The organism is Rhizobium sp. NXC24, assembly GCF_002944315.1.
Classification (GTDB): Bacteria; Pseudomonadota; Alphaproteobacteria; order Rhizobiales; family Rhizobiaceae; genus Rhizobium.
This window is the reverse complement of record NZ_CP024314.1, coordinates 2072527-2095394: the sequence shown is the minus strand read 5'-3', so window position 1 is coordinate 2095394 and position 22868 is coordinate 2072527. Positions and strand designations below refer to the sequence as shown.

General features: G+C 59.6%; 11 protein-coding genes and 1 pseudogene. 10 read left to right on the top strand and 2 right to left on the bottom strand.

What is annotated here, in order from left to right; genetic code table 11:
• Positions 1–69: 69 nt before the first annotated feature.
• From NXC24_RS33630 to NXC24_RS33585, 10 genes and pseudogenes are all read left to right on the top strand, one after another.
• Complete coding sequence (locus tag NXC24_RS33630; RefSeq protein ID WP_104827573.1) at positions 70–2532, top strand: phosphoketolase family protein; 2463 nt, start codon at positions 70–72, stop codon at positions 2530–2532.
• A gap of 123 nt (positions 2533–2655) precedes the next feature.
• A complete protein-coding gene (locus NXC24_RS33625) occupies positions 2656–3975 on the top strand; it encodes a glucoamylase family protein (protein ID WP_104827979.1) in 1320 nt (439 codons plus the stop codon).
• Positions 3976–4203: 228 nt separating this feature from the next.
• Positions 4204–4863, top strand: coding sequence for a CBS domain-containing protein (locus tag NXC24_RS33620; RefSeq protein ID WP_104827572.1), 660 nt, complete (start codon positions 4204–4206; stop codon positions 4861–4863).
• A gap of 138 nt (positions 4864–5001) precedes the next feature.
• A complete protein-coding gene (locus NXC24_RS33615; RefSeq protein WP_104827571.1) occupies positions 5002–7512 on the top strand; it encodes a glycogen/starch/alpha-glucan phosphorylase in 2511 nt (836 codons plus the stop codon).
• A 49-nt stretch (positions 7513–7561) separates the two neighbouring features.
• Positions 7562–8734 carry an acetate/propionate family kinase gene (locus tag NXC24_RS33610; RefSeq protein ID WP_104827570.1) on the top strand — a complete coding sequence of 391 codons (1173 nt, stop codon included), beginning with the start codon at positions 7562–7564 and terminating at the stop codon, positions 8732–8734.
• Positions 8735–8883: 149 nt separating this feature from the next.
• A complete protein-coding gene (locus NXC24_RS33605; RefSeq protein WP_104827569.1) occupies positions 8884–10572 on the top strand; it encodes an SbmA/BacA-like family transporter in 1689 nt (562 codons plus the stop codon).
• A 620-nt stretch (positions 10573–11192) separates the two neighbouring features.
• Positions 11193–12545: an MFS transporter gene (locus NXC24_RS33600; protein ID WP_245464127.1), complete on the top strand. Its 1353-nt coding sequence runs from the start codon at positions 11193–11195 to the stop codon at positions 12543–12545.
• Positions 12546–12798: 253 nt separating this feature from the next.
• Positions 12799–13779, top strand: a complete 981-nt coding sequence (locus tag NXC24_RS33595; protein ID WP_104827568.1) for a LysR substrate-binding domain-containing protein — start codon at positions 12799–12801, stop codon at positions 13777–13779.
• A 14-nt stretch (positions 13780–13793) separates the two neighbouring features.
• Positions 13794–13991: pseudogene (locus tag NXC24_RS36090) on the top strand (3-hydroxyacyl-CoA dehydrogenase family protein); the annotation flags it as partial.
• Positions 13992–14046: 55 nt separating this feature from the next.
• Positions 14047–14526 (top strand): LysR substrate-binding domain-containing protein, encoded by a 480-nt coding sequence (locus NXC24_RS33585; RefSeq protein WP_104827567.1) that lies wholly within the window; start codon positions 14047–14049, stop codon positions 14524–14526.
• A gap of 22 nt (positions 14527–14548) precedes the next feature.
• On the opposite strand, the gene NXC24_RS33580 is transcribed toward NXC24_RS33585, so the two are convergent.
• A complete protein-coding gene (locus NXC24_RS33580; RefSeq protein WP_245464126.1) occupies positions 14549–16834 on the bottom strand; it encodes a transglycosylase domain-containing protein in 2286 nt (761 codons plus the stop codon).
• Between the two features lie 49 nt (positions 16835–16883).
• Positions 16884–22862 carry an MG2 domain-containing protein gene (locus NXC24_RS33575; protein ID WP_104827566.1) on the bottom strand — a complete coding sequence of 1993 codons (5979 nt, stop codon included), beginning with the start codon at positions 22860–22862 and terminating at the stop codon, positions 16884–16886.
• Positions 22863–22868: the final 6 nt, after the last annotated feature.

The window sequence follows — 22868 nt, the reverse complement described above, 5'->3', positions numbered from 1 at the left end:
TGAGACTGCATTCGCTTGCGTGACAGTAACTGGAGAGAATCTGCATTGCCATTTTGATCGGAGGCTCAGATGACTTCACTTGAAACCGCAGTGAGAAACGAGAAACTTTCAGGCAAGTCCCACGCAGAAAGCGTGCTATCGGCCGAGGAACTCCGCCTGATGGACGCCTACTGGCGGGCGTCGAACTATCTGTCTGTCGGGCAGATTTATTTGCTCGACAATCCGTTGCTCAAAGAGCCGCTGAAGCGGGAGCATATCAAGCCGCGTCTGCTCGGCCATTGGGGCACGTCGCCCGGCCTGAACATGCTCTACGTGCATCTGAACCGTGTGATCAAGCGCGACGACCTCAATATGATCTATGTGATCGGGCCTGGCCATGGCGGACCGTCGCTCGTCGCACATGCCTATCTGGAAGGGACTTACAGCGAAGTCTATCCGAATATCGGGCAGGACGCGGAGGGCATGCAGCGGCTGTTCAAGCAGTTCAGTTTTCCTGGCGGCATTCCGAGCCACGTCGCTCCGGAAACGCCTGGAAGCATTCATGAAGGGGGTGAGCTGGGCTATGCCCTGAGCCACGCCTACGGCGCAGCCTTTGACAATCCGGATCTTATCGTCACTTGCGTCGTCGGGGATGGAGAGGCGGAGACAGGGCCGCTCGCCACGGGATGGCATGGCAACAAGTTCCTCAATCCCGCGCGTGACGGATGCGTGCTGCCGATCCTGCATCTCAACGGCTACAAAATCGCCAATCCGTGCTTCCTCGCCCGCATTCCAGAGCAGGAACTGCGGAAATTCTTCGAGGGGATGGGTTATGCCCCCCTCTTCGTTGAAGGGCATGAGCCCGACCAGGTCCAGCAGCAACTGGCCGCAGCCATGGACACGGCAGTCGCGGAGATCAAGAGGATCTGGGCGGACGCTAGAGGGAAAGGGAATGTCAGCCGTCCGGCTTGGCCCATGATCGTCTTCCGCACCCCCAAGGGGTGGACTTGCCCAAGCGAAATCGACGGCAAGAAATGCGAAGACTATTGGCGGTCGCACCAGGTTCCGATGGGCGACATGAACAAGCCGGAGCACATCCAGATCCTTCAACACTGGATGAAAACCTACAAGCCTGAAGAACTCTTCGATGAGAATGGCAAGTTGCGCACCGAATTTGCCTCCTTGGCACCATCGGGTCATCGCCGGATGAGCGACAACCCGCATGCAAACGGCGGTCTGCTGCTGCGCGATTTGAAGATGCCGGACTTCCGCAGCTACGCCGTCTCGGTGCCCAGCCCCGGATCGGTAACGACTGAATCCGCTCGCGTCATGGGTAAGTTTCTGCGGGATATCATGAAGCTGAATATGGACAGCAAGAACTTCCGGCTGTTCAGCCCTGACGAGAACAACTCCAACCGCTGGCAGGACGTGCTGGAGGTCACCGACCGCTGCTACATGGCGGAGATTTATCCGGAGGACGATCACCTGTCGCCCGATGGCCGTGTGATGGAGGTGTTGAGCGAACATCAGTGCCAAGGCTGGCTGGAAGGTTATCTGCTGACGGGACGCCACGGCTTCTTCTCTTGCTACGAGGCCTTCATCCACATCATCGACTCGATGTTCAATCAGCATGCCAAGTGGCTGAAGGTGTGCAACCACATTCCCTGGCGACGGCCAATCGGCTCGCTGAACTACTTCCTGAGTTCGCACGTCTGGCGGCAGGACCACAACGGCTTCAGCCACCAGGATCCCGGTTTCATCGATCACGTTGTCAACAAGAAGGCCGAGGTCATCCGCGTCTATCTGCCGCCGGATGCAAACACGCTGCTTTCCGTCACCGATCATTGCCTGCGCAGCCGCAACTACGTGAACGTCGTCGTGGCTGGCAAGCAACCGGCTCCGCAATGGCTGACAATGGATCAGGCGATCAAGCACTGCGCCGAAGGTGTCGGTATTTGGGAGTGGGCCAGCAACGATCGGGGATCGGAGCCCGACGTCGTGATGGCATGCTGCGGCGACGTGCCGACGCTGGAGACGCTTGCGGCAGTCCAACTCATCCGTGAGCATATCCCCGAATTGAAGGTGCGCGTCGTCAACGTTGTCAACCTCATGAAGCTGCAGCCTTCGAACGAGCACCCGCATGGGCTTCCCGATCGCGATTTCGATGCGCTTTTCACCAAGAATAAGCCGATCATTTTCGCGTTCCATGGATATCCCTGGCTGATTCATCGCCTGACCTACCGGCGCACCAACCACGACAATCTGCATGTTCGAGGATACAAAGAGGAGGGAACAACGACGACGCCGTTCGATATGGTCGTTCTTAACCAGCTCGATCGCTTCCACCTTGTCGAAGATGTCATCGATCGACTGCCGCAACTCGGCGCTCGCGCGGCCTACTTCAAGCAGGCGATCCGCGAGAAGCTGATTGAGCACCGGCAGTACATCGAGGAGCATGGCGATGACATGCCTCAGATCAGCGGCTGGAAATGGGGCGTCAAGAGTATGGAGCAGGTGAAGGGAACGACGTCCACGGAAGGCGACAATACTTAAATGGCGATAAGCCGATGACCGTTAAACAAGGAGGCGGACATATGTTGCGGTCGACCGCAATTGAAACATCTGGAGGCCAACCAGCCGTCCGCCTTCCGATTGCGTTTTGGTGATGGGTCGGTCATGTCGGAACTACAGTCGACCGATCCCGATCTGAACCGAATGCCAACCGAAGAGGATCTCGGTCGCCTTCAGTTCACGACGTTGCTTTACTATCTCCAATGCACCAACCCAGACAACGGGCTAGTGCGCGACAAGACACAAGCGGGCGCACCGGCAAGCATCGCCGCTGTCGGCATGGGGCTTGCCACTATCCCGGTCGTGGTTGAGCGCGGCGTCGTCATTCGCGAGTTTGCCGCCAAGATCGCTCGGCGGCGACTGGAATTTCTGATGCATTGCCACCAGGGGCCGGAACCTGATGCCTCGGGCTACAAGGGCTTCTTCTATCATTTCCTCGACATCGAGACAGGGCGGCGGGTGTGGCAATGCGAATTGTCGACGATCGACTCGACCTTTCTGTTTGCCGGTGCTTTGACCGTCGCCACCTATTTCGATGGGGACTCGGAAGATGAGGTGAAGGTCAGGCAACTCGCCACGGCGCTTTACGAGCGGGCGGATTGGAACTGGGCGTGCGACCACGGCGCGACGCTGACCCATGGCTGGCGACCGGAAAACGGTTTCATTCCCTATCGTTGGCGCGGCTATGACGAAGGCTTGCTTCTCTACATACTCGGACTTGGCTCGCCGACCCATCCGCTACCGCCGGAAAGTTATGCAGCTTACACGGAAAGCTACGAGTGGCGAAACATCTTCGGGCGCGAATTGCTTTATTCCGGTCCTCTCTTCACGCATCAGCTTTCGCATATGTGGATCGATTTCCGAGACATTCGCGATGAATTCATGCGGGAGCATGACAGCGATTATTTCCAAAACAGTCGGCAAGCCACCTTCGTACAGCAGGAATATGCGATCCGGAATCCCTTGGGGTTCGAGGGATATGGCGAGCACTGCTGGGGATTCACCGCAAGCGACGGCCCCGGCTGGCTGACCAGGGATATTGGCGGTCAGCGCCGCGAATTCTTCGACTATGTCGCGCGTGGCGCACCCTTCGGACCGGACGATGGTACCGTCTCGCCCTGGGTCGTCGTTGCGTCCCTGCCGTTTGCGCCTGAGATCGTCATTCCAACCGTCCGCAATTTCGCTGCCCTGAAGCTGGGGATGACGCGGCTCTATGGTTTCAAGCCATCTTTCAATCAGACGTTCAAGGATGAGAACAGCCCAACGGGGTGGTGGACCAGCCCTTACCATTTTGGGATCGATCAGGGTCCGGTGGCGCTGATGATCGAGAACTATAGAACCGGTTTCCTCTGGAAACTGACGCGCAATTGCGAGCCAGTCGTCCGCGGACTGAGGAGGGCGGGATTTGCCGGCGCGTGGCTGTGATGGAGAGCCTGCGAAGAGAGCACTGACGGTTACCGTTGCGGCGCCAAACCTGTTGCGGGGATGTACGGCCAGGCGACTATCTTAGACCCAATCATTGATAGTCGGAGCCCCATTTTTCGCTTCCGCGGGCCTTGCTCAGTACTGTCCCTGAGTTGTCTCAGCCTTTGTGCGGAGCTATATTAGAAACGGCGAATTTGTGGCTTGGATTTCTACGTCGGAGGCGGAGTGATGCTGGTCAGAGACGTGATGAAGGTAAGAATTATCAAGGTCTCGCCGGACAATAGCGTCAAGCAGGCCGCAGAGCTGATGCTCGCCAATCGTGTCAGCGGCATCCCGGTTATCGACGATGAGGGCCAATTGGTTGGCCTCATCACAGAGGGCGATCTGTTGCGGAGATCCGAGCTAGGTCATCGAACCATGGCCGACGAGTCGTTGTCCCCAGAGGAAAAGGCCAGGACATACATCAAGAGCAATGCCTGGAAAGTTGCCGATGTGATGAGCCGCAATCCGGTGTCCATCGGGGAGGACACGCCGCTTGCACGCGTCGCTAACTTGATGGAGGAGCACGGCATAAAGCGCCTTCCAGTGACGAGAGCGGGCGCCGTCGTCGGCATTGTGAGCCGCGCCGATCTTCTCCAGGCGATTATCTTCGCCAAGCCCGATGAAACGGCGCCTGGTGATGAAGCGATCCGTCGCAGCATCCTGATCCGCCTCAATGAGAATACCGGTCTCGAAGGACAGGATCTGACGGTGACCGTGGCAAACGGCGTGGTGCATTTGTGGGGAAATGTCTCGACGGAGGAATGCCGGAAGGCGGCGCGCGTCGCTGCCGAGAGTGTCCGCGGCGTCGCTGGCGTTGTGGATCATTTTCCGAAGCGCGAGACCTAGAGAACCAGAAGAGGGCCCTGGACCTTCGGAGACTTGGCAACCAGAGTGCCGGAGCCGCCCACACAAGCGGGCCCTCGTGAATGCGGGAACCAATTACAACTGTTGGAGTGTCTGCCAGGGCACGGCAAGGGGGGTAGCATGAGCAGCGAGAAGGCGGCTGTTCAGCCGCAGGATTTCAAGTCACTTTCCTCTCTGCATCTTCCAGAACAATATGGTTGCGGGCCGATCCAATTCAGGGGAAGCCATGACGGGCTCTATGAGCGTCATTTGTTGTTCGACAATGTTATCGCTCCCGAGAATGCGGGAAACCGTGAGCGATATGAGGCGATTGCCCGATCCGTCAGGGATGTGCTGTCGCAGCGCTGGCAACGGACGGAACAGACCTACAGCATGGAGAACCCGAAGCGGGTCTATTATCTGTCGATGGAGTTCCTGATCGGGCGATCTCTCAGCAACAATATCCTCAATCTCCGCCTTGATCCGCTCGCCAGACGTTTTTTCGATCACGAGCACATAGACGAACTGGCCATTCTTGCCGAGGAGCCCGATGCGGGGCTGGGCAACGGCGGGCTGGGGCGGCTCGCCGCCTGCTTCCTGGATTCGATGGCAACGATGCAACTGCCGGCGATGGGATATGGGCTGCGCTACGAGTACGGGATTTTCAAACAGACGATCGTCGATGGCTGGCAACGCGAGCAGCCGGACAACTGGTTGCGCCGGCCGGATCCCTGGGAGGTCGCTCGCCCGCAGGAAGCCGTGGAAATCAAACTCGGCTGCTCCTTCGAGGTCCGCGGCGGGAATTTGCGGGTCGCGGTCGGTAGACCGTCCCACCTGATCGGCATGCCCTACGACCGCCCGATCATCGGCTACGGCGGCAGGACCATAAATACGCTCCGGCTTTGGGCGGCTGCAACACCGGAAAGCTTCGATTTCCAGACCTTCGGCGCCGGTGAGTTCGTCAGCGCGCTGGCACAGCGACTAACGGCCGAGACAGTCACCCGGGTTCTTTACCCCGACGATTCGACGAGCATGGGACAGGGCCTGCGGTTCGTTCAGGAATATTTCCTGGTCGCATGTTCCCTTGCCGACCTCGTCCGGCGATTTCGCTCAAATAATACCGATTGGCATTTTCTGCCCGACAAGGTGGCGATCCAGCTCAACGACACGCATCCGAGCATGGCAGTTGCGGAACTGATGCGCATCCTGCTCGATGACGCGGATCTCAGTTGGGATGACGCATGGGATCTGACCAGGGCTTGCCTTGCCTACACCAATCACACGCTTCTGCCCGAGGCGCTGGAGAAATGGCCGCTGCGGTGGTTCGAATTGATGTTGCCGCGTCACCTTGAGATCATTCTGGAGATTGATCGTCGCTTCCGGGAGGAGATCCTCACCCTCTTTCGGGATGATCAGGGCCGGGTCGAGCGGGCGAGCCTGATCGAGCATGGTGGCGAGCGTCTGGTGCGCATGGCCCATCTTGCCATCGTCGGCTCGCACAGCACCAATGGGGTAGCCGAGATCCATTCAAGATTGCTGCGCGAAACCACCGTCAAGGACCTCGCGGAGATATTCCCGCGCCGGTTCAACAATAAGACGAATGGCGTGACACCCCGACGCTGGCTGCTCATGTCCAACCCGGAGCTTGCCGGTTGCATAAGCGATGCCATCGGCGAGGGATGGATCACCAACCTCAGCGAGCTGGAAAGGTTAAAACCGCTTGTCGCTGATGACAGCTTTGTCGATCAGGTCCGGGAAGCCAAGCGTATGGTAAAACACCGCTTTGCCGGATGGCTGAAGTCAAGCGCCGGCATCGTCGTCGATCCCAGCGCGATCTTTGACAGCCAGGTCAAACGCATTCACGAATACAAGCGGCAATTATTGAACGCATTGAGAATCGTCGCGCTCTACAACCGGATCCGCGAAGATCCCGGCCTGGATATGGCGCCGCGTACCTTCTTCTTTTCCGGCAAAGCCGCGCCCGCCTACAACGTGGCGAAGCTGATAATCAAATTTCTCAATAACCTCGCCGGCACGATAGATGTTGATCCTCAAGTGCGCGGGCGCCTTAAGGTCGTTTTCCTGCCCGACTACTGCGTCTCGGTGGCAGAGCGCCTCATCCCCGCCAGTGACGTCTCCAACCAGATCTCGACAGCCGGATACGAAGCGAGCGGTACCAGCAACATGAAGTTCATGATGAATGGCGCGCTGACGATCGGCACTCGTGATGGCGCCACGATCGAAATGGCCGAAGCAGCCGGCGAGGAAAACTTTTTCCTGTTCGGCCTGACGGCTGACGAAGTCGCGGGGAGCCGCGGCTGGTACAGCCCACATTGGCATTACGACAACGAACCCGAAACCCGTGCGGTGCTGGACCTGATCCTATCAGGTCATTTCTGCCGTCATGAACCTGGGGTCGTGGATGCGCTACGCAATATCCTCCTGACGAGCGGCGATGTCTTCAGACATCTGGCGGACCTCACCTCATATCTGGAAGCGGACCAGAGTTTGCAATCTCTCTACGGCGATCCTCGTGCATGGACTCGTAGAGCGCTGCTCAACATCGCAAGCTCCGGAAAGTTCTCAAGCGACCGCACGATCGCCGAGTATGCGGCCGAAATCTGGGACGCGAGACCCTGTCCCGTTCCTTGACTTGTGGTGGGTGGCGACTTCGAACAGCCTATGCGGAGCGGTTGATGCCATGGACACTATCCTCGTCGTGAATGCCGGTTCCTCCAGCCTGAAGTTCGAGGTCTTCGCCGCGGCGGATACGCTTGCACGGCGGATCAAGGGGAGGATGGAAGGGATCGGCACCGCGCCGCGCCTGACCATCAAGGGCGCCGGCGGCGATCGGCTGGCGGACGAAGATTACCCACGCGATACCGTTCCCGACTTGCCGGCGGCGATGCGTCTGGTGGGGGAATGGCTGCGGGAGCATCATGAGGGGCGGCTGATCACCGTCGGTCACCGTGTCGTCCATGGCGGTCCAGACCACATGCGTCCAGCGCGCATCGACGAAAACCTGTTGCGGGAACTGGAGCGGTACACGTCGCTTGCGCCGCTGCATCAGCCAAACAATCTTGCGCCCATCCGCATCCTGCTGGAGCACCAACCGCAGCTAGCTCAAGTCGCTTGTTTCGATACCGCCTTCCATCGCGGCCATGATCCGATGGCCGACCACTATGCCATTCCGGCGCATTATTTCGACGAGGGTGTCCGGCGCTACGGTTTTCACGGGCTGTCCTACGAATATGTGGCTGGAAGGCTGGCCGAAGTCGCGCCGGACATTAGCGGCAGACGGGTCATCGTTGCCCATCTCGGAAGCGGCGCCTCCATGTGCGCGCTCAACCGCGGGCGAAGCGTCGAGTGCACATTCGGGTTCACGGCCCTCGATGGATTGCCGATGGGTACGCGATGCGGGCAGATCGATCCCGGCGTACTCCTTTATCTGCTCCAGCAACACGGCATGACCGTAGAGCAATTGCAGGACCTTCTCTATAAGGAATCCGGCCTCAAGGGACTTTCCGGCATCAGCAACGACGTGCGCGATCTGCTTGCCAGCAGCGACGCCGGTGCGACGCTGGCACTCGACCATTTCGTGCATCGCATCGGCCTTAACGCCGGCTTGCTGGCGGCGGCGTTGGGTGGGCTGGACGCCTTCGTCTTCACGGCTGGCGTCGGGGAAAATTCGCCAGTGATGCGCGCGCGGATTGCCGAAAAGCTAGGCTGGCTTGGAGCGTTGCTCGACCCTGAGCGAAACGATGCCGGCGAGTTGCTGGTATCAAGTGAGGACAGCAAGGTCGCAGTCTATGTCGTGCCGACCGACGAGGAATTGATGATTGCACGGCACACGTTGGCGCTGATCAAGGCTTGATAGGCGGGCTGTTCGCCGAGACCTGTAATGCTTCCGGAAGTCTCAGCCACTGGCGGACTTCGCGCGTACTCCCCGGATCGCGAGCGCCGTTCTCCGTCAAGACGCTTTCGCAGGCCATAAATTCTCTCCAGCGCAAAACGGGGGCGAACATGAATAACCAGCATATTCCGCTCAAGGTGACGGCAACAAGGTTCGTCCGTGCGGTCAAAATCTTCATGACATCGGATGTGGGCGGAAGAGCCAAGTTTCTTCTTTTCGCTCTCGTCGCTCTCTTCGGCGGCATCAGTGCTTTGAACGTCGTCAATAGCTTCGTCGGTCGGCATTTCATGACCGCCATCGCCGAAAGGCAGACGGCCGAATTCATTCGCCAGGCCATCCTGTATACCATGGCTTTCGCGGCATCGACCATCGTCTCGGTGATCGCCAGGTTCTCGGAAGAGCGGCTGGCCTTGCTCTGGCGGGAATTCCTGACGCGCCGCGCTGTTGGTATTTATATGAGCGGAGGGACGTTTTACCGCGTCGGGATTCGGGGCAAGCTCGCCCATCCTGACCAGCGGATTGCCGATGACATCAACGCCTTCACGATCACGACCCTTTCTTTCGTATTGATGCTACTGAACAGCCTTTTGACCGTCCTGACCTTCTCAGGCGTACTTTGGCTCATCAGTCCGCTGCTATTCATCGCGGCTGTCGTATACGCAGCCACAGGATCTTACCTGACGATTCTACTAGGCCGCCCGCTGATCAGTCTGAGCTACGATCAGCTCGATCGCGAGGCTGCGTTCCGGTCCAGCTTAATCCGCGTGCGCGAAAACGCGGAATCGATCATGCTTGGCGGAGGAGAGCAAAGGCACGCCAATCTCTTGCTGAGGCGTTTCGATGAACTTGCCATGAACTTCAGGCGCATAATCGTCATCAACCGCAATGTCGGTTTCTTCACGACGGGCTACAACTGGATGACTCAGATCATTCCGATTCTCATCATAGCCCCGGTATTTATCCGCGGAGACATGGAGTTCGGCGTCATTACCCAGTCTGCCGCCGCCTTTGCGATGCTTGTCGGTGCGTTTTCATTTATCGTCAGCCAATTCAAATCGATTTCCAATTTCGCGGTAGTCGTGGCGCGCATCAGCTCCCTCATTGAGGCGATCGAAGATGCTAGTCAGCCAACGAAAACCAACCTGGAAATCGTTGAGCACGATGGTCATCTTGCCTATGACCACGTTACGCTCACCTCGGCGACGGGCCATGCGCTACTCAAGGATCTTTCGGCGACCTTCCCTGCGGACGCCCGTGTGGTCGTAGTGGGAGACGACAATGCGGCGGCCACCGCGCTGTTTCGCGCAACTGCCGGGATTGGCATATCCGGAGAGGGGCGCATCATTCGTCCCGCACGCGATCAGTTGCGTTTTCTCGCCCAACGCACTCATCTTGCTCTCGGAACTCTGCGGCAGATACTTGTGCCATCGGGGCGGTCGAGCGACGTGACGGATGAGCAGATCCTTTCTCTCCTCAAACGGTTGGGATTTGCACCCGTTCTGGAAACCGACGATCTCGATAAGGAGGACGACTGGTCGACCCGGTTGTCGCCACGCGACCAACAGATTGTGGCAATTGCGGGGGTCCTTATCGCAGCCCCCTCCCATGTCTTTTTTGAAAATGCAGACGTGATCTTCGGTCACGACCAGCTGCGCGACATCCTTGCACTCCTTGCCGAGCGAAAGATTGCCTGCGTAAACTTGGCGGAAGCGGATACCCAGCGGGAGGCATATGATGCTGTGCTAGAGTGTCATGCAGACGGATCCTGGAATTGGATCGACCAACGAGGACGCTCGTGACCGCAAAGCGGCTGTCGCTTGGCACGTAAACGGGTCTTCCTTAAACATTCCCACTAATATCAACATTGGCCCTGAGCCGACAGGATAACGCGCACCTTATGCTGCGCTCATGAAGATCCTCGTTTGCCATAACCGGTCCCAATACCCAAAATGCAACATTGTCGGACCGTCGCTCATCAGGAATTTTACCACTCGGAGGAGTGCCAATGATCAGGCATCACATTGCGACGGGCCTTGCCATCAACATCATACCCATGGCCGTAATCCGCAATTCCATTCTCATTGCCGAGATCTGAACGACATCGTCGTGTCCGGAGATTGACCGCATACCGTGCCGATCGGCGACGTTTCCTTGCCTGGACGAAGGGGCGGCACCGATGTCCAGCAGGCATCACGGACATATTCCTCGATTGTCGGGATATTGCCGCGGCAGCCATCGACCTATGCGCACCGATGGCTTCGACGTAGCCGCTGTCCACGAAGTTACCGCGGCCTTTGAGAAATCAGTGCATTTGGGAAGAGCCCCTCTGGCGATCACTGGATCGGCCGGTGTGGCATCCCCATCCCTGAGACAAGCCGCAGCAATAGGAAATGTTTATCGCTAGCCAAAGGAGGAGACAATGTTACTGGAGAGGGAAGCAGCCGTTGCAGGCGTGACCATCGGGGAGGACACATCCACCGCGTTCAAAAGACGCTTCATGATAAGGATGATAGCCGTTCTCACGGGCGGAATGCTGCTCGATGGTTACATCCTCGGGGTCATCGGCCCTGTAACCACCGTGATGAAGCAAGATATGGGTATGTCGACGGCCGACATGGGGCTGATCGCGTCCGCTGCGCTGTTCGGGATATTGATCGGCTCGCCGCTCGGCGGATGGGCTGGCGACAAGTTCGGCCGAAAGCCGCTCTTCATGATCGACATGGCGCTGTTCGTGATCGCATCGGCGATGCAGTTCTTCATCAATTCGGTTGAGATGTTGTTTGTGGTGCGGCTGCTGATGGGCGTTGCCATAGGTGCGGAGTACTCGGTCGGCTGGCCGCTGATGTCGGAGTTTGCGCCCGCCCGTTTGCGGGGGCGCCTGATGGGCGTCACGATCCTCGCCTGGTATGGCGGATTCATGATCGGGTACACGGCGGGTTACATTCTGAACCTGCCGACACCGCTGCCGTGGCGTTTCATCATCGGCACGAGCACGCTTATCGCGGTCGTCTTGTTCGTCGCCCGGCTCGGCCTGCCGGAGTCGCCGCGCTGGCTGTGGAGCAAGGGGCGCAAGAACGAGGCCCGCGCCATCGCACGCAAATATCTGGAGAGCGCCGGGGATATGGCGGACATGGAGAACGAAGAGGTTCGTCATGGCCAGTTCTCGGAACTCTTCTCTGCGAAGTACTGGCGAATGACTGCTTTCGTTTCGTGGTTCTGGTTCTGCAACGTCCTGCCGTATTTCGCGATCGCGACCTTCGCAGACAATGTGTTGGAGCACTACGGCCTCAATGGCGGGCTCGCCGGTGGCGTGGGACTGTCGATGGTTGCTGTGATCGGGGTCGCCGTCACGGTGGCGTTGATCGACAAGGCCGGTCGCCGGTTGTTCACGGTTCCGCCGCAGTGGATCACCATGGTCGTCTTCCTCGTCATTGGCTTGTGGTCGAGCGCGCCTCCAGCCGTGGTATTGGGTCTCTTCCTCGTCTTCTCGTTCTTGAATGCGATGAATGGGACGCTGACGAGTATCTATCCCGGCGAGGTGTTCCCCACCGAGGTTCGTGGCGTCGGCACCGGTTTTGCAGCCGCTGTCAGCCGGATCGGCGCGGGTATGGGCACCTTCCTGTTGCCGATAGGCGTGGAGAAATTCGGAGTTTCGGCGGCCATGCTGGTCGCGGCGGGTGTCGTCTTCAGCGGCGCGCTGGTGTCTCAATTGTGGGCGCCTGAGACAAGAGGGAAGAGCCTTAGTGAAACGGCCGCGGGGTATTCGCACTAGCTGGCAGATTGTTTTGGCAAGTGTCCAAAGCCGTTAGTGGCTATTGCGTGATAGGCTTCTGTGTGAGGTGGAGTGTCGCATCCCACTCTCACACAGAAAGTCTCAATAGCCCAAGATCGGTGCTGAATCGCAATTCGGATGCCTCGCGACATAGTTCTTCAGTCGCGACTATGAAATGTCGCAGCGGCCTTTGCGTGTCGGAAAAGACATGCGACTTTGTTATCGACGATCCCTCTGACGACGATGTTATTGGATGCTAATCAAACGCCGTTACCTTCCCTCCCTCGGTTCGTTCGCCACTTTCGAAGTTGCGGCGAAGCATCTCAGCTTTACCCTCGCCGGGAACGAGCTCAACGTGACCCAGGCCGCTATTAGCCAGCAGATCCGTGGCCTCGAAAAATCGCTGGGTGTTACCTTGTTCATCCGCAAGCACAACAGCCTCGAACTGACATTCGATGGCCAACGACTCTTGACTGCCGTCAGCGGCGGCCTGGACAAGATTTGCGATGCGATCAACGATATTAATGCTCCGTCTGATCTTCCCATGATCACCTGTTCGGGTACCAATGCGGCGATCGCCTTCTGGCTGAAATCCCTTGTGGACAGGTTCCGTTCCGAGCGGCCTGACGTGAGGTTCGTGCTTCTGGCCTCAGACGAGGACGACACATTGAGGAACTTCGACGAGGTCGATCTTTCCCTGATTTGTGGAAACGAACGCTGCGAGGTCGGGGAAAATCTCCGCTACCTCTTTCCGGATATTGTTCAACCGGTATGCAGTCCGGATTATCTCGAACGCCACGGGCCATTTCCGGACCCCCTAAGCCTGGGGCAAGCGGATTTGCTCGACCTGCATCGCAAGCACTGGACCTCCGACGCCATCGGATGGCACCCAGTCACTTGGGACGATTGGTTCCGGGCGAACGGTCTCGATGTGCCGCACTTATCGCCCATCATGATCAGCAACAATTATCCGCTTCTCGTGAACGCAGCGATCAAGGGCGAGGGAATCGTTCTGGGGTGGCATCATCTCGTACGATCGCTGCTGGACGCAGGCGCGCTCCGCACATTGTTCGATGCCCCTCTTCGCGTCGATCGGGGATATTATTTGAAGGTGAACCGAGCATCCCTGGACAAGCCGCATGTGCAGGAATTCATCGATTTCGTTCTGACGGATCTTGCTGCTTCGGAACAAGGACACCAGCCTCGCGGAGTGGCGATGGGAGATATCCTCTGAGCTGGTTTGTCAACGCGATCCACCTCATCAAGACGGGCGTCGCGTCCGTCGAGGATTTCGATAAGGCGATGTGGCTGGACCTGGATTGCGGTGGGTAGCGAAGGGGCCGACGATGTTGTTCCACCTTGGAGCCGGTGAAGGGGGCTATCTTTTGCGAAAGGTACACCGAACGCTTTAATCGCAGGTGGGACGATCTCGGCGTCCTTCATCTTGGCCCGCCGCAGCGGGCATTTAGGAATGGAAGCGACGATTTAGGCGGCCGCAGATATGGCCATCGAACGCTCTCTGAATGAATGGCCTGTTCCGCCGTCCCGCTGGTTTGTCTCTGACGAGGTGGTGTTCCCTGTATGCTCGCCCGCCTATCTGTCGAACCATGCTCCCGTTACCGCTGTGGCGGATTTGTCCGATCACCACCTCCTTCATTCCTTCGATCCGCATCGCAAGCGGCTCAGTTGGGGAGAATGGTTCAACCTCGTGGGGGCGGGATCGGTAGATGCAGCACCAAACATGGTGCTGAATGACTATCAATTGGTCATGCAGGGAGCCCTATCGGGGGAGGGGATTGCCCTTGGATGGAATTTCTCCGCCCAGCTCTTGCTTCAAAACAAGCTTCTGGTGAGGCCGTTAGACGTTTCGGTGAAGACGGGAGGCGCCTTCTTTCTGGTGGCCAACGAGCGTCGAACCGAACAGGATAAGCTCAACATCCTGGTGGAATGGTTTCTCTCGCAGACGGCGGACCTGCGCTAAGGCGATTGGTTTTCAACCGGTCTCATTGCACATATACCGGTACGACTGCAGAGGTTTCGTCGCGGTAGGGCAGGCGGATTTGGAAGCGGTGTTCGCCGCTCTGGATGGGCCAGAAGACAGGCCGGTCGGGGTCGGTGACGGCGAAGGGCTGGCCGTCGACATACCAGACGATTTGCGGCACATGCGGCTGGACATCGGCCTTCAGAGGCAGACGGTCGAAGGCGGCGGGCTGTTCCGGATTGCGCCAAATCTGACTGTTGCGCGCAGGTGTTGATATGGCGAGATGGATCTGCGGGTTGGAGGCATCGGCACCGGCGAGTGAATGGCTCCTCCCGGCTGCTGCACTGATCGGCAAAGATTTGAGGTTGGCGTCCGGACGAAACGATAGCGCAGCCACCTTTGGCATCTCATCAGGCTTAAGCCATTCCACCAGCGTCTGGCTGCAGGTGTTGTCATTTGACTGTCCATTGACGACGCAAACCTCCATCGGTTTGCGGTCCGGCGGCGTCGGAAAGCGCGCATCGGCGATGTCTCCGGGCTTGTTGCCATGAACCCGGTCGATGATCGCGTGCACGAGGCGGGCGGCACTTCCGGCGCCGGTCATCCTGCTCATGGTGCCGGCATCACCGCGGCCGATCCAGACGCCGACGATGACTTTTTCGGAATAGGCCATCGCCCAGGCATCCCGGTAGCCTTGGGAGGTGCCGGTCTTGATCGCGACGGGGAAAGGATATTCCAGCGTGCCATAGCGGTGGAAGCTCGGCAGCCGGGCCTGCGGATCGGAGAGGAAGGACGTGATCAACCGGGCCGTATCGAGCGAAATGATCCGCACGGATTGGGATTGCGGCTGCTCGCGCGCCCAGCGCAGATCCTGCAATTGGCCGTCATTGGCCAGCGCGCCATAGGCCCGCATCAGCCTGTCCAGGCGTGTCGGCAGCGAGCCGATCGCCATCGAGAGGCCGAAATGATCGGCTGGGGTTTCAAGGTCGTGCAGGCCGAGATCGCGCAAAAAGCGGAATGTCGTCTCAAGACCGATGCTGCGCAGCAGATTAGTGGCGGGCACGTTGCGCGAATTGGCCAGTGCCTGGCGCGGCAGCATTGGCCCAAGGAATTCGCGGTCTGCATCGCCGATGCCCGACGCGCCTTCCGGCAAATCGAGCAACATGTCGGTCGGCTTCAGCACGCCGCGTTCGAAGGCCAGCGCATAAATGAACGGCTTGAGTGTCGACCCGGGCGAGCGCTGTGTCCGGGTGTAGTCGAACGCGCCGGCATGCCTGCCGTAATAATTGCTCGAACCCACCTGGGCGAGGACCTCGCCCGTTTGACGCGACACCACCATGACGCCGACCTGCTGTGCGCCTGCGGAGCGCCAGCCATCGAGATATTGGCGTGCGAGAGCGGTAACGTCTGTCTGCAGCGCAAGGTCGATGGTCGTGTGGATCAGCGGCGTATTTGCGGAGGCTGGTGCTATCTGGCCGTTCTCGATGAGGTCGTGATAGCGCAATATGAGATGCAGAGCATCCGGGCGGCGCGGCAGGTCGGGCATGCGCATGTCGGCGAGCTGGCGATGGGCGATTTCTGCCTCGTCGGCATTGATGATCTTCTGCTGCGCCAGCGTGTTCAGCATTTGGTGGCCGCGCTGAATCGCCCGGCGCAAGCCTTCCGGCCGCAGCGGGTTCATCCGGGTCGGTGATTGCGGGATGGCTGATAGCAGTGCGATCTCAGCCCAGGAAAGATCGGCCACCGGCTTGTCGAAATAGAGCCGTGCCGCATGGGCGATGCCGTGGCTGCCATTGCCGTAGGGTGCCAGCCGTAAGTATTGCGCCAGCATCGCCTCGCGGCCGTAGCGCAGGGTCAGCAACACACCGGTGCCGGCCTCGAGGATCTTGTGCATGAAGGTGCGCGATTCCGGCCGCTGCATCCGCGCCACTTGCATGGCAATGGTCGAGGCGCCCGAGCGGCGTCCCATGCCCTCAAGATTTTGCCAGGCGGCGCGGCCGATGGCATAGGGATCGACGCCAGCATGCCCGTAGAACCGCCTGTCCTCGAGTGCAAGCGTTGCCTTCACGACGCGGTCAGGCAGTTGCTCCAACGGCCAATAGCCATAATCGATGCGCCCGCTCTCCTTGTCGGCATGGCCGATCTGGGCGAGGAACGCGCCGCCGCGATCATAAAGTATCGGTGTCGGGGCGGGTGCATCCAGGCGAGCGCGCTGATTGATGAGACAGGCAAAAACCAAGGCACCGGCTGCGAGGATCAGCAGGGGGAAAAGAACGAGCTTCGATCGGCGGCTTCCCAAAAATGTCATTGCCTGGTTGCCTGGCTCCTCGCTTGATATCCGTCCTACTTGGGGCGGCTTACTTCGCCACCACGATCTGCACGGCTGCGCTCATCCCCTGCACACCCTTCTGGTACATGGTTTCGGCGAAGGCCTGCGGCTGCGTATACGAGCCTGCGATCAAGGCGCGCGTCCGGTAGGCAAAGGTATAGTTGCCTTTTGGAAGCCTGTCGGAAGCGCAGAATACTTGGTCGTCGCCATAGGAAACCCAATCGGTCGGCAAGGTCGACGCTATTGCCGGCGTGGCTTCTGCCGGGGCGGTGGCGATATTGGGGTTCAGAGGATCGAGCCCCGCCGCTAGCGGCAGAGTGAGAGCCACATGGGTCCGATCTTCAGATACGACCAGTTCGACCCTCTCTTCCAGGACATCGCCGACCTTGAGCTGGATGGCACCGTTGGCATCGGGGGCCAGCTTTTCCAGCGGTGCGTTGCCTGCGGGGACGCGGTAGAGCGTGCGCGTAAGGGCAAAGCCCTGGCTCTGGGCCTGCGCCTTATAGCCGGCTTCGGCCGACAGATAACTGGTTTCCACCAGCGCGAGGGCAGATGTAGACCCGGTGTTGCTGATGGTGATTGCGCCCGGATCCAGCGTGACCTGACGCAGCACGGGTGTATTGGCGTCCAGCGTCAGCGTTTGGACGCTGCCGTTCTGACTAAGCGTCAACGGCAACGGCGTCGTCGGCCGTTGCCAAGCGGCTGAAAGTGCTCGGATTGCCGCCGAAGTGGCGTTGGTCGAGCCCCAGCCGTCACCTTCGCCCAATCGCAACAGGGCGGTTTTCAAGGCGGGATAGCGCGGATCCGTTTCCGAGGTCAAAGCCGCCGCGCGCACCATTTCGGCCAGGCTGCGGGTTTCCGAAGGCAGGATAATGGGATTGCCCCCATCCTGGGCCTGCCCATTGTAAACCAACTGGCCATCGCGAGAGAGGATGCGTACGCGCGACCACATGGCGTCGGCAAAACCGCCGACAAGGCGTGGGTCGGCATCCGGCGCGGCGGCGGCCGCCGCCGTCATTCGGGCAACGCTGACATTCGGCATCAGGGCAGCCGAACGGGCCAGTTCCGCCGTATAGGCAGGGTCGAGCTTGCCGCCTTCGGCGAGCGCCGTCAGAGCCTCGACCCGTTCGCGAATCTCGTCGCCGGTGAGCAGATGCGGATAATCCGAGCGCAGCGATAGCTTCAGCACGCTCGCGAGGCGGTCGGTCAGCGCCTTGTCGGTGGGCTCGCCTGCCTTCTCGGCTGCGACCAGGAACGAATAGGCCCAGGCTGTCAGCGAGACATTGCCCTTGCTGTGCGGCCAGAAGCCGACAAGGCCATCGGCATCGACCGCCTGGCTGATGGCCAGCACGGTGTTGTGCACGTCGCTGTCGATACGCTTGTCAAGCTTCGCCGCTGCCAGAATGGGTTCGAAACTTTTGAAGGCCACGCTGGAGGAGGCCAAGGATATCCGTTGTTCGGTGGAGCCGTAGGGAGATTCCACCAGAGTGTTGAGCCCGGCAACCAGCTTCACCAATGCCGGATCGGAAGCGAGCGTGATCACGCGCTGAAACGATCCGGGGCGGACGTTTTCCTGCGGCGTCGACAGCGTCTTCGAACCGCCGGCCGGGATTTCGACGATCTCGTAATGCTTGATCGGCACGCGGTCGAATTTCAACGGCAGCGCAATTTCGACTGAATCCCGGGCATGATCGGCCACGCGCTCGACTCCGAAACGCAGCCGCACGTCGTCCTTGCCGGGCTTTGGCTCCGGCACCGATGCGAGAACGCCGATATGAGCGGGCTTGTTCTGTTCCCAGTTAAATGAGAAATCCTTGTTGCCCTCAAATGTCAGTCCATCGGAAACGATGGATGCCGCGCCGGCGCCGCCACCGCCCTCGACGATACGGGCAATGACGCCTGCTTCGAATTGGTCTCCATACCGGAGGAAGCGGGGCAGTGCGGGTTGGGCCACTATTTCCTGCCGGATCAGCATTTCGCCCGTACCGTAGCCGAAGCGGTCGGGACCGCTGACGGCCTTGGCGCGCAGCTTGAAGACAGTCAGCGAGTCCGGCAGCTTCACCTTGATCTTGGCGGTGCCACCCGGACCGACTTTTACGTCGGGAAGATAGATCGGCACCGGCGTAAAATTCTTGCGGACGGAAATATTGTTGTCCGTGCCCCAGTCTTCGCGCTCGTCGCCGCCCGGCACCTCATCCAGGGGGATGATGCCAAAGGCCATATTGCGGGTATCGCGCAGCGCCATGGTGGATTGGCGCTTGACGATGAAATTCGGCAGCGGGTCCAGCGGTTGTTCGGTTGCAAGCGATAGCACGGCTTGGTCGACCATCCAGAAGGTGGCATCGCCCGCGATCGGCTGGCCGGTATCATCGGCCAGATGCAGCGTGACCTCCACTTCATCGCCGGGGCGGGCCTTCTTTGGATAATCCATGGTAACGGTTACGGTGTTCTTCACGGGCTTCACCGTCACCGTCTTCGTCGCGGCGATTGTCACAGGCTTGCCCTGGTCGAAGGGTGCGTTCGGCGAGGGGATGCTGGTCTCCAGCCGGCCCCGCATGATGAGAAAGTGCACGGGAATTTCCGGCATATATTCCTTGCGGACGGGCAGCGCATAATGGCCGTATCCATCGGCGATATCGACCCAGTCATAGCGGAACTTTCCCTCGGGCTCTTCAACGACGGCCAGGGCGCGCGCTGTCTGGAAAGGGGACTGGATCAGCAGGTTGGCGGTTTCCCCGGGAATGTAGCTGTCCTTGTCCGTAGTGACGACCGCGGTGCGGGCGGGCGCCTGTGCCCAGGTGACCGGCGTGGTGCCGCCGACGAAGAAGTCGACGCTGACCTGCTGGCGGCGGCCAATGCGGTCGCTGGCTTCGAGTTGGATGATATAGACGCCCGCATCATTCGCCTCGAGCGCCAGGGTCTGGATGTCCTTCGTGCTGGTGATCTTGCGCTCCAGGACGGTCTCGTCCATTTCCTGCGTGACGTATTTCGCCGAGCCCTGGCTGAAGTCGCTCGCCTGCAGCGTCGACGTCCAGTTGCGATGGATCAGGCGCGCCGTCATCTCCAGCCCGGCGACGGGATGGCCATTGCCATCGACGGCCAGGATCTCGGGCTCGATGGCACCGAGCTTTGGCACATAGCGCGGCACCTTGAGACCAAGCACGAAGGGCGGGACGGCATAGACGTTGGTGATGCTGCGGACCTGCAGATCGTCGTCGCCGGTAACGGTCGCCTCTATCATGTAGCGGCGGGGTTGCGCCGTAGGCTCGATCGTCGTGTCGAAGCTTATGCGCGAGGCACCGCCGGCATCCGTGCTGCCATCTCGCTCAAGCGCCGGCGAGGATTTGAATTCATCGCTGCCGGAATAGCGGGAATCCGTCGAAAACAGAAAGCCCTCATGACCCGGCGGCGTCCAATTGTAAGGATACTGCACGGCCCGCCAGCGAATGGGGCGATCTGCCAGCAGACCGCCGGCAAAATAGCGCGCGATCAGGTCAACGTTGAAGGAGGAATCGAGCGGCACCGTTTGCGGATTGTTGAGCACGACTTCAAACGTCGGCAGGCGATAGGCTTCCTTCTTGAAGGAGATGCTGCCGCATTGGGTCGTGTTGTCGGCCGCGTCATCGGTGCTATCGGCACTATCGGCGGTCTGCGCAGAATCGGCTTGAGCGTCGTCTGCCTGCCCATCATCTGCGTTGCTGTCGCTTGGTTGATCGTCTGCATTTTCGTCGTCATTACCGGATTTTTGCTCCGGTTGCGCCTGGTCCGTGGCCTGCGCCGTGTCACCCGGTTCGAAGTGCACTTTGTAGTCACCGGTCGCCGGCGTCTCGGCGTCGAATTTGTGGTAGAAGTCACCGAAGGCGTCCAGCTTTACGGGTACGCGCCATTCCTGCTTGTCGGGGCCGGTGATCACGATCTGCCCGCCTTGTGTCGGCAGCGTCAGGTGGCCGCCGAGATAGCTGCGGACATATCCCTTGATATGAACCGGTTCCTCTGGTCGGTAGATCGGCCGCTCTGTGAAGACGTGGCATAGGGTGCGGGCCTGCTCGGCGCGATTTTCCTCTGGATTGGTGGTCCAATCCAGCCAGGAGGTCGACGGCTTGGTCCAATTATCCTGGGCATATTGGGCTGGCGCGTTATCGGGGTCGATGACGAGAGTATCGAGCCCCTTCGTCACGATGACACGCCGGATCTTAGCCTCGGCGCGCTGCTGCAGCTCCCAGGAGAAGAAGCCTTGCGCGTCCGTCGTGCCGGTTGCGAGTGTGACGAACTTGCCGTCTCTCAAGCCGTCGAGCCGAATTTGTGCGCCGTCGATCGGATTGCCCTTGGCAAGAGAGGTGACGGCAAAGCGAACCCGGTCCTGCTCCTCGACCGCACTCAAGGTCAGGTCGGTGACCTGCACGCGAAGCCAATGGCGGGTCTGACTGTCTACCGCGCGCAGGCCGACGAGATAAGTCCCGGGTTGGTCCGCTCCGGCAATCCTGGCAAAAGAGGATTTCAGATCCAGGCCGAATTTGGTGTCGACGCCGCCTCTGTGAATCGGCAAGTCCATGAATTGGGAAATAGCGGGCGAACCCAGGGCCTTGACGCGTGCCTGGATCGCGTCGGCTGAGATCTCATCGCTTTCAGCCCATTTCTGCGGCTCCTTGCCAGGCAAGGGTGGTGCTTCGTCGTCGTTCGTATCGAGGCCGGCTTGCGGGAAAGGCCAAAAATCGCGGGATAGCGGATCAATCGCATGGATGCGCACATCGGCCCTGTCATAGCCGCGCCCGCGCAACGGCACGAGTTGCGGGCCAAAGCGCTCGACCACGCCCTGCGACGCGTCCCAGACAAGCGAGGCCTGTTCCGGCGCGAAGGCGAATTTCCGGCTGAAGCCGGTAGCCAGCGGTCTGCCACGGTCGTCGGTCAGGGCACCGGCGGCTACATCGAGGGTATAGATCTTGTCTGTAAGAAAGCGGCCATGGATATAAAGACGCCCGTTGCTTGCATCTGCCGTCAGATCGTCCACGGGCGGAGAAATGCGCAGCGAGTCCCGCACAGACAATTGTTCGCCAGCCACTGGATTGCTGGAAAATCGGAAGATCAACCCACGAGCTTCGCCCGATCGCGTGGCCGGTGCCGCATCGGCATCGTCGACGGGGTTGCCATTATCATCGACTGCACCGCCGGAATCGCTGACGGTGGCGTTGGACGTGCAGCGCATGATGCCATCGCTTGTGGTGGCGTCGAAGCCTCGCCCGCAATCGGAGCTGATCATGGTGAAGGGCACGGCGGTGCGCACACGCAGCTCAAAGGTCTGATCGCTGAAATCTGGCGTATCGGCAAGCTTCAGCCGCAGAATGGCGACGCGGCCATCGGGCACGCTCGCATGCAGCTTCACCATGTAGGATTGCTGGTCGCTGCGGCTGTTGCGTTCAAGCGGCTGGATATCGAAATCCTGCGCTCCCAGCATCAAACCGCCTTCGTCGCCAATGCCTGGCGCCGGCCGCAGTTCTATCGACAGAAGGCGGCTCAGCGCCGCCACATCGACGGGTTCGGCAAAGGTCAACGTGATCTGGTCAAGCTCGTTGACGGGATCACCGGCCGCGGCCGGGACAGTGGATACCGGTACCGGCAGCAGCGGTATCAATTCCGTCTCGGTACCAGCGTCCTTCTCGTGACCCAGCATTTTGATCTTGACGCGTGCGAGAGGCTGCCATTTGTCGGCGGGCCTGAATTGCAGGGCGCGCGGGCCGAGCCATTGCCAGGCACCGGCGGCCGCCGGTTCCATCGTCACAAAACGCTCGGGCGAGTCTTCCGGGCCACCGGTTGCGGGGCCGGTGTCCGTGGGAAAGAAGATCGTTACCGGATCATAGGCGCGAAGGAACTTCTCCGGCACAATCTTGACGCCGTCGGCGCGTTGCAGAACATCCAGCGTCGGCGAATTAGCGCTTTGCTGCGCGTGGCTGCTTGAGATCAGCGTTGAAGACGCAAGGGCAAGGGCAATGAGAAATACAATCTTTTTCATTGGTTT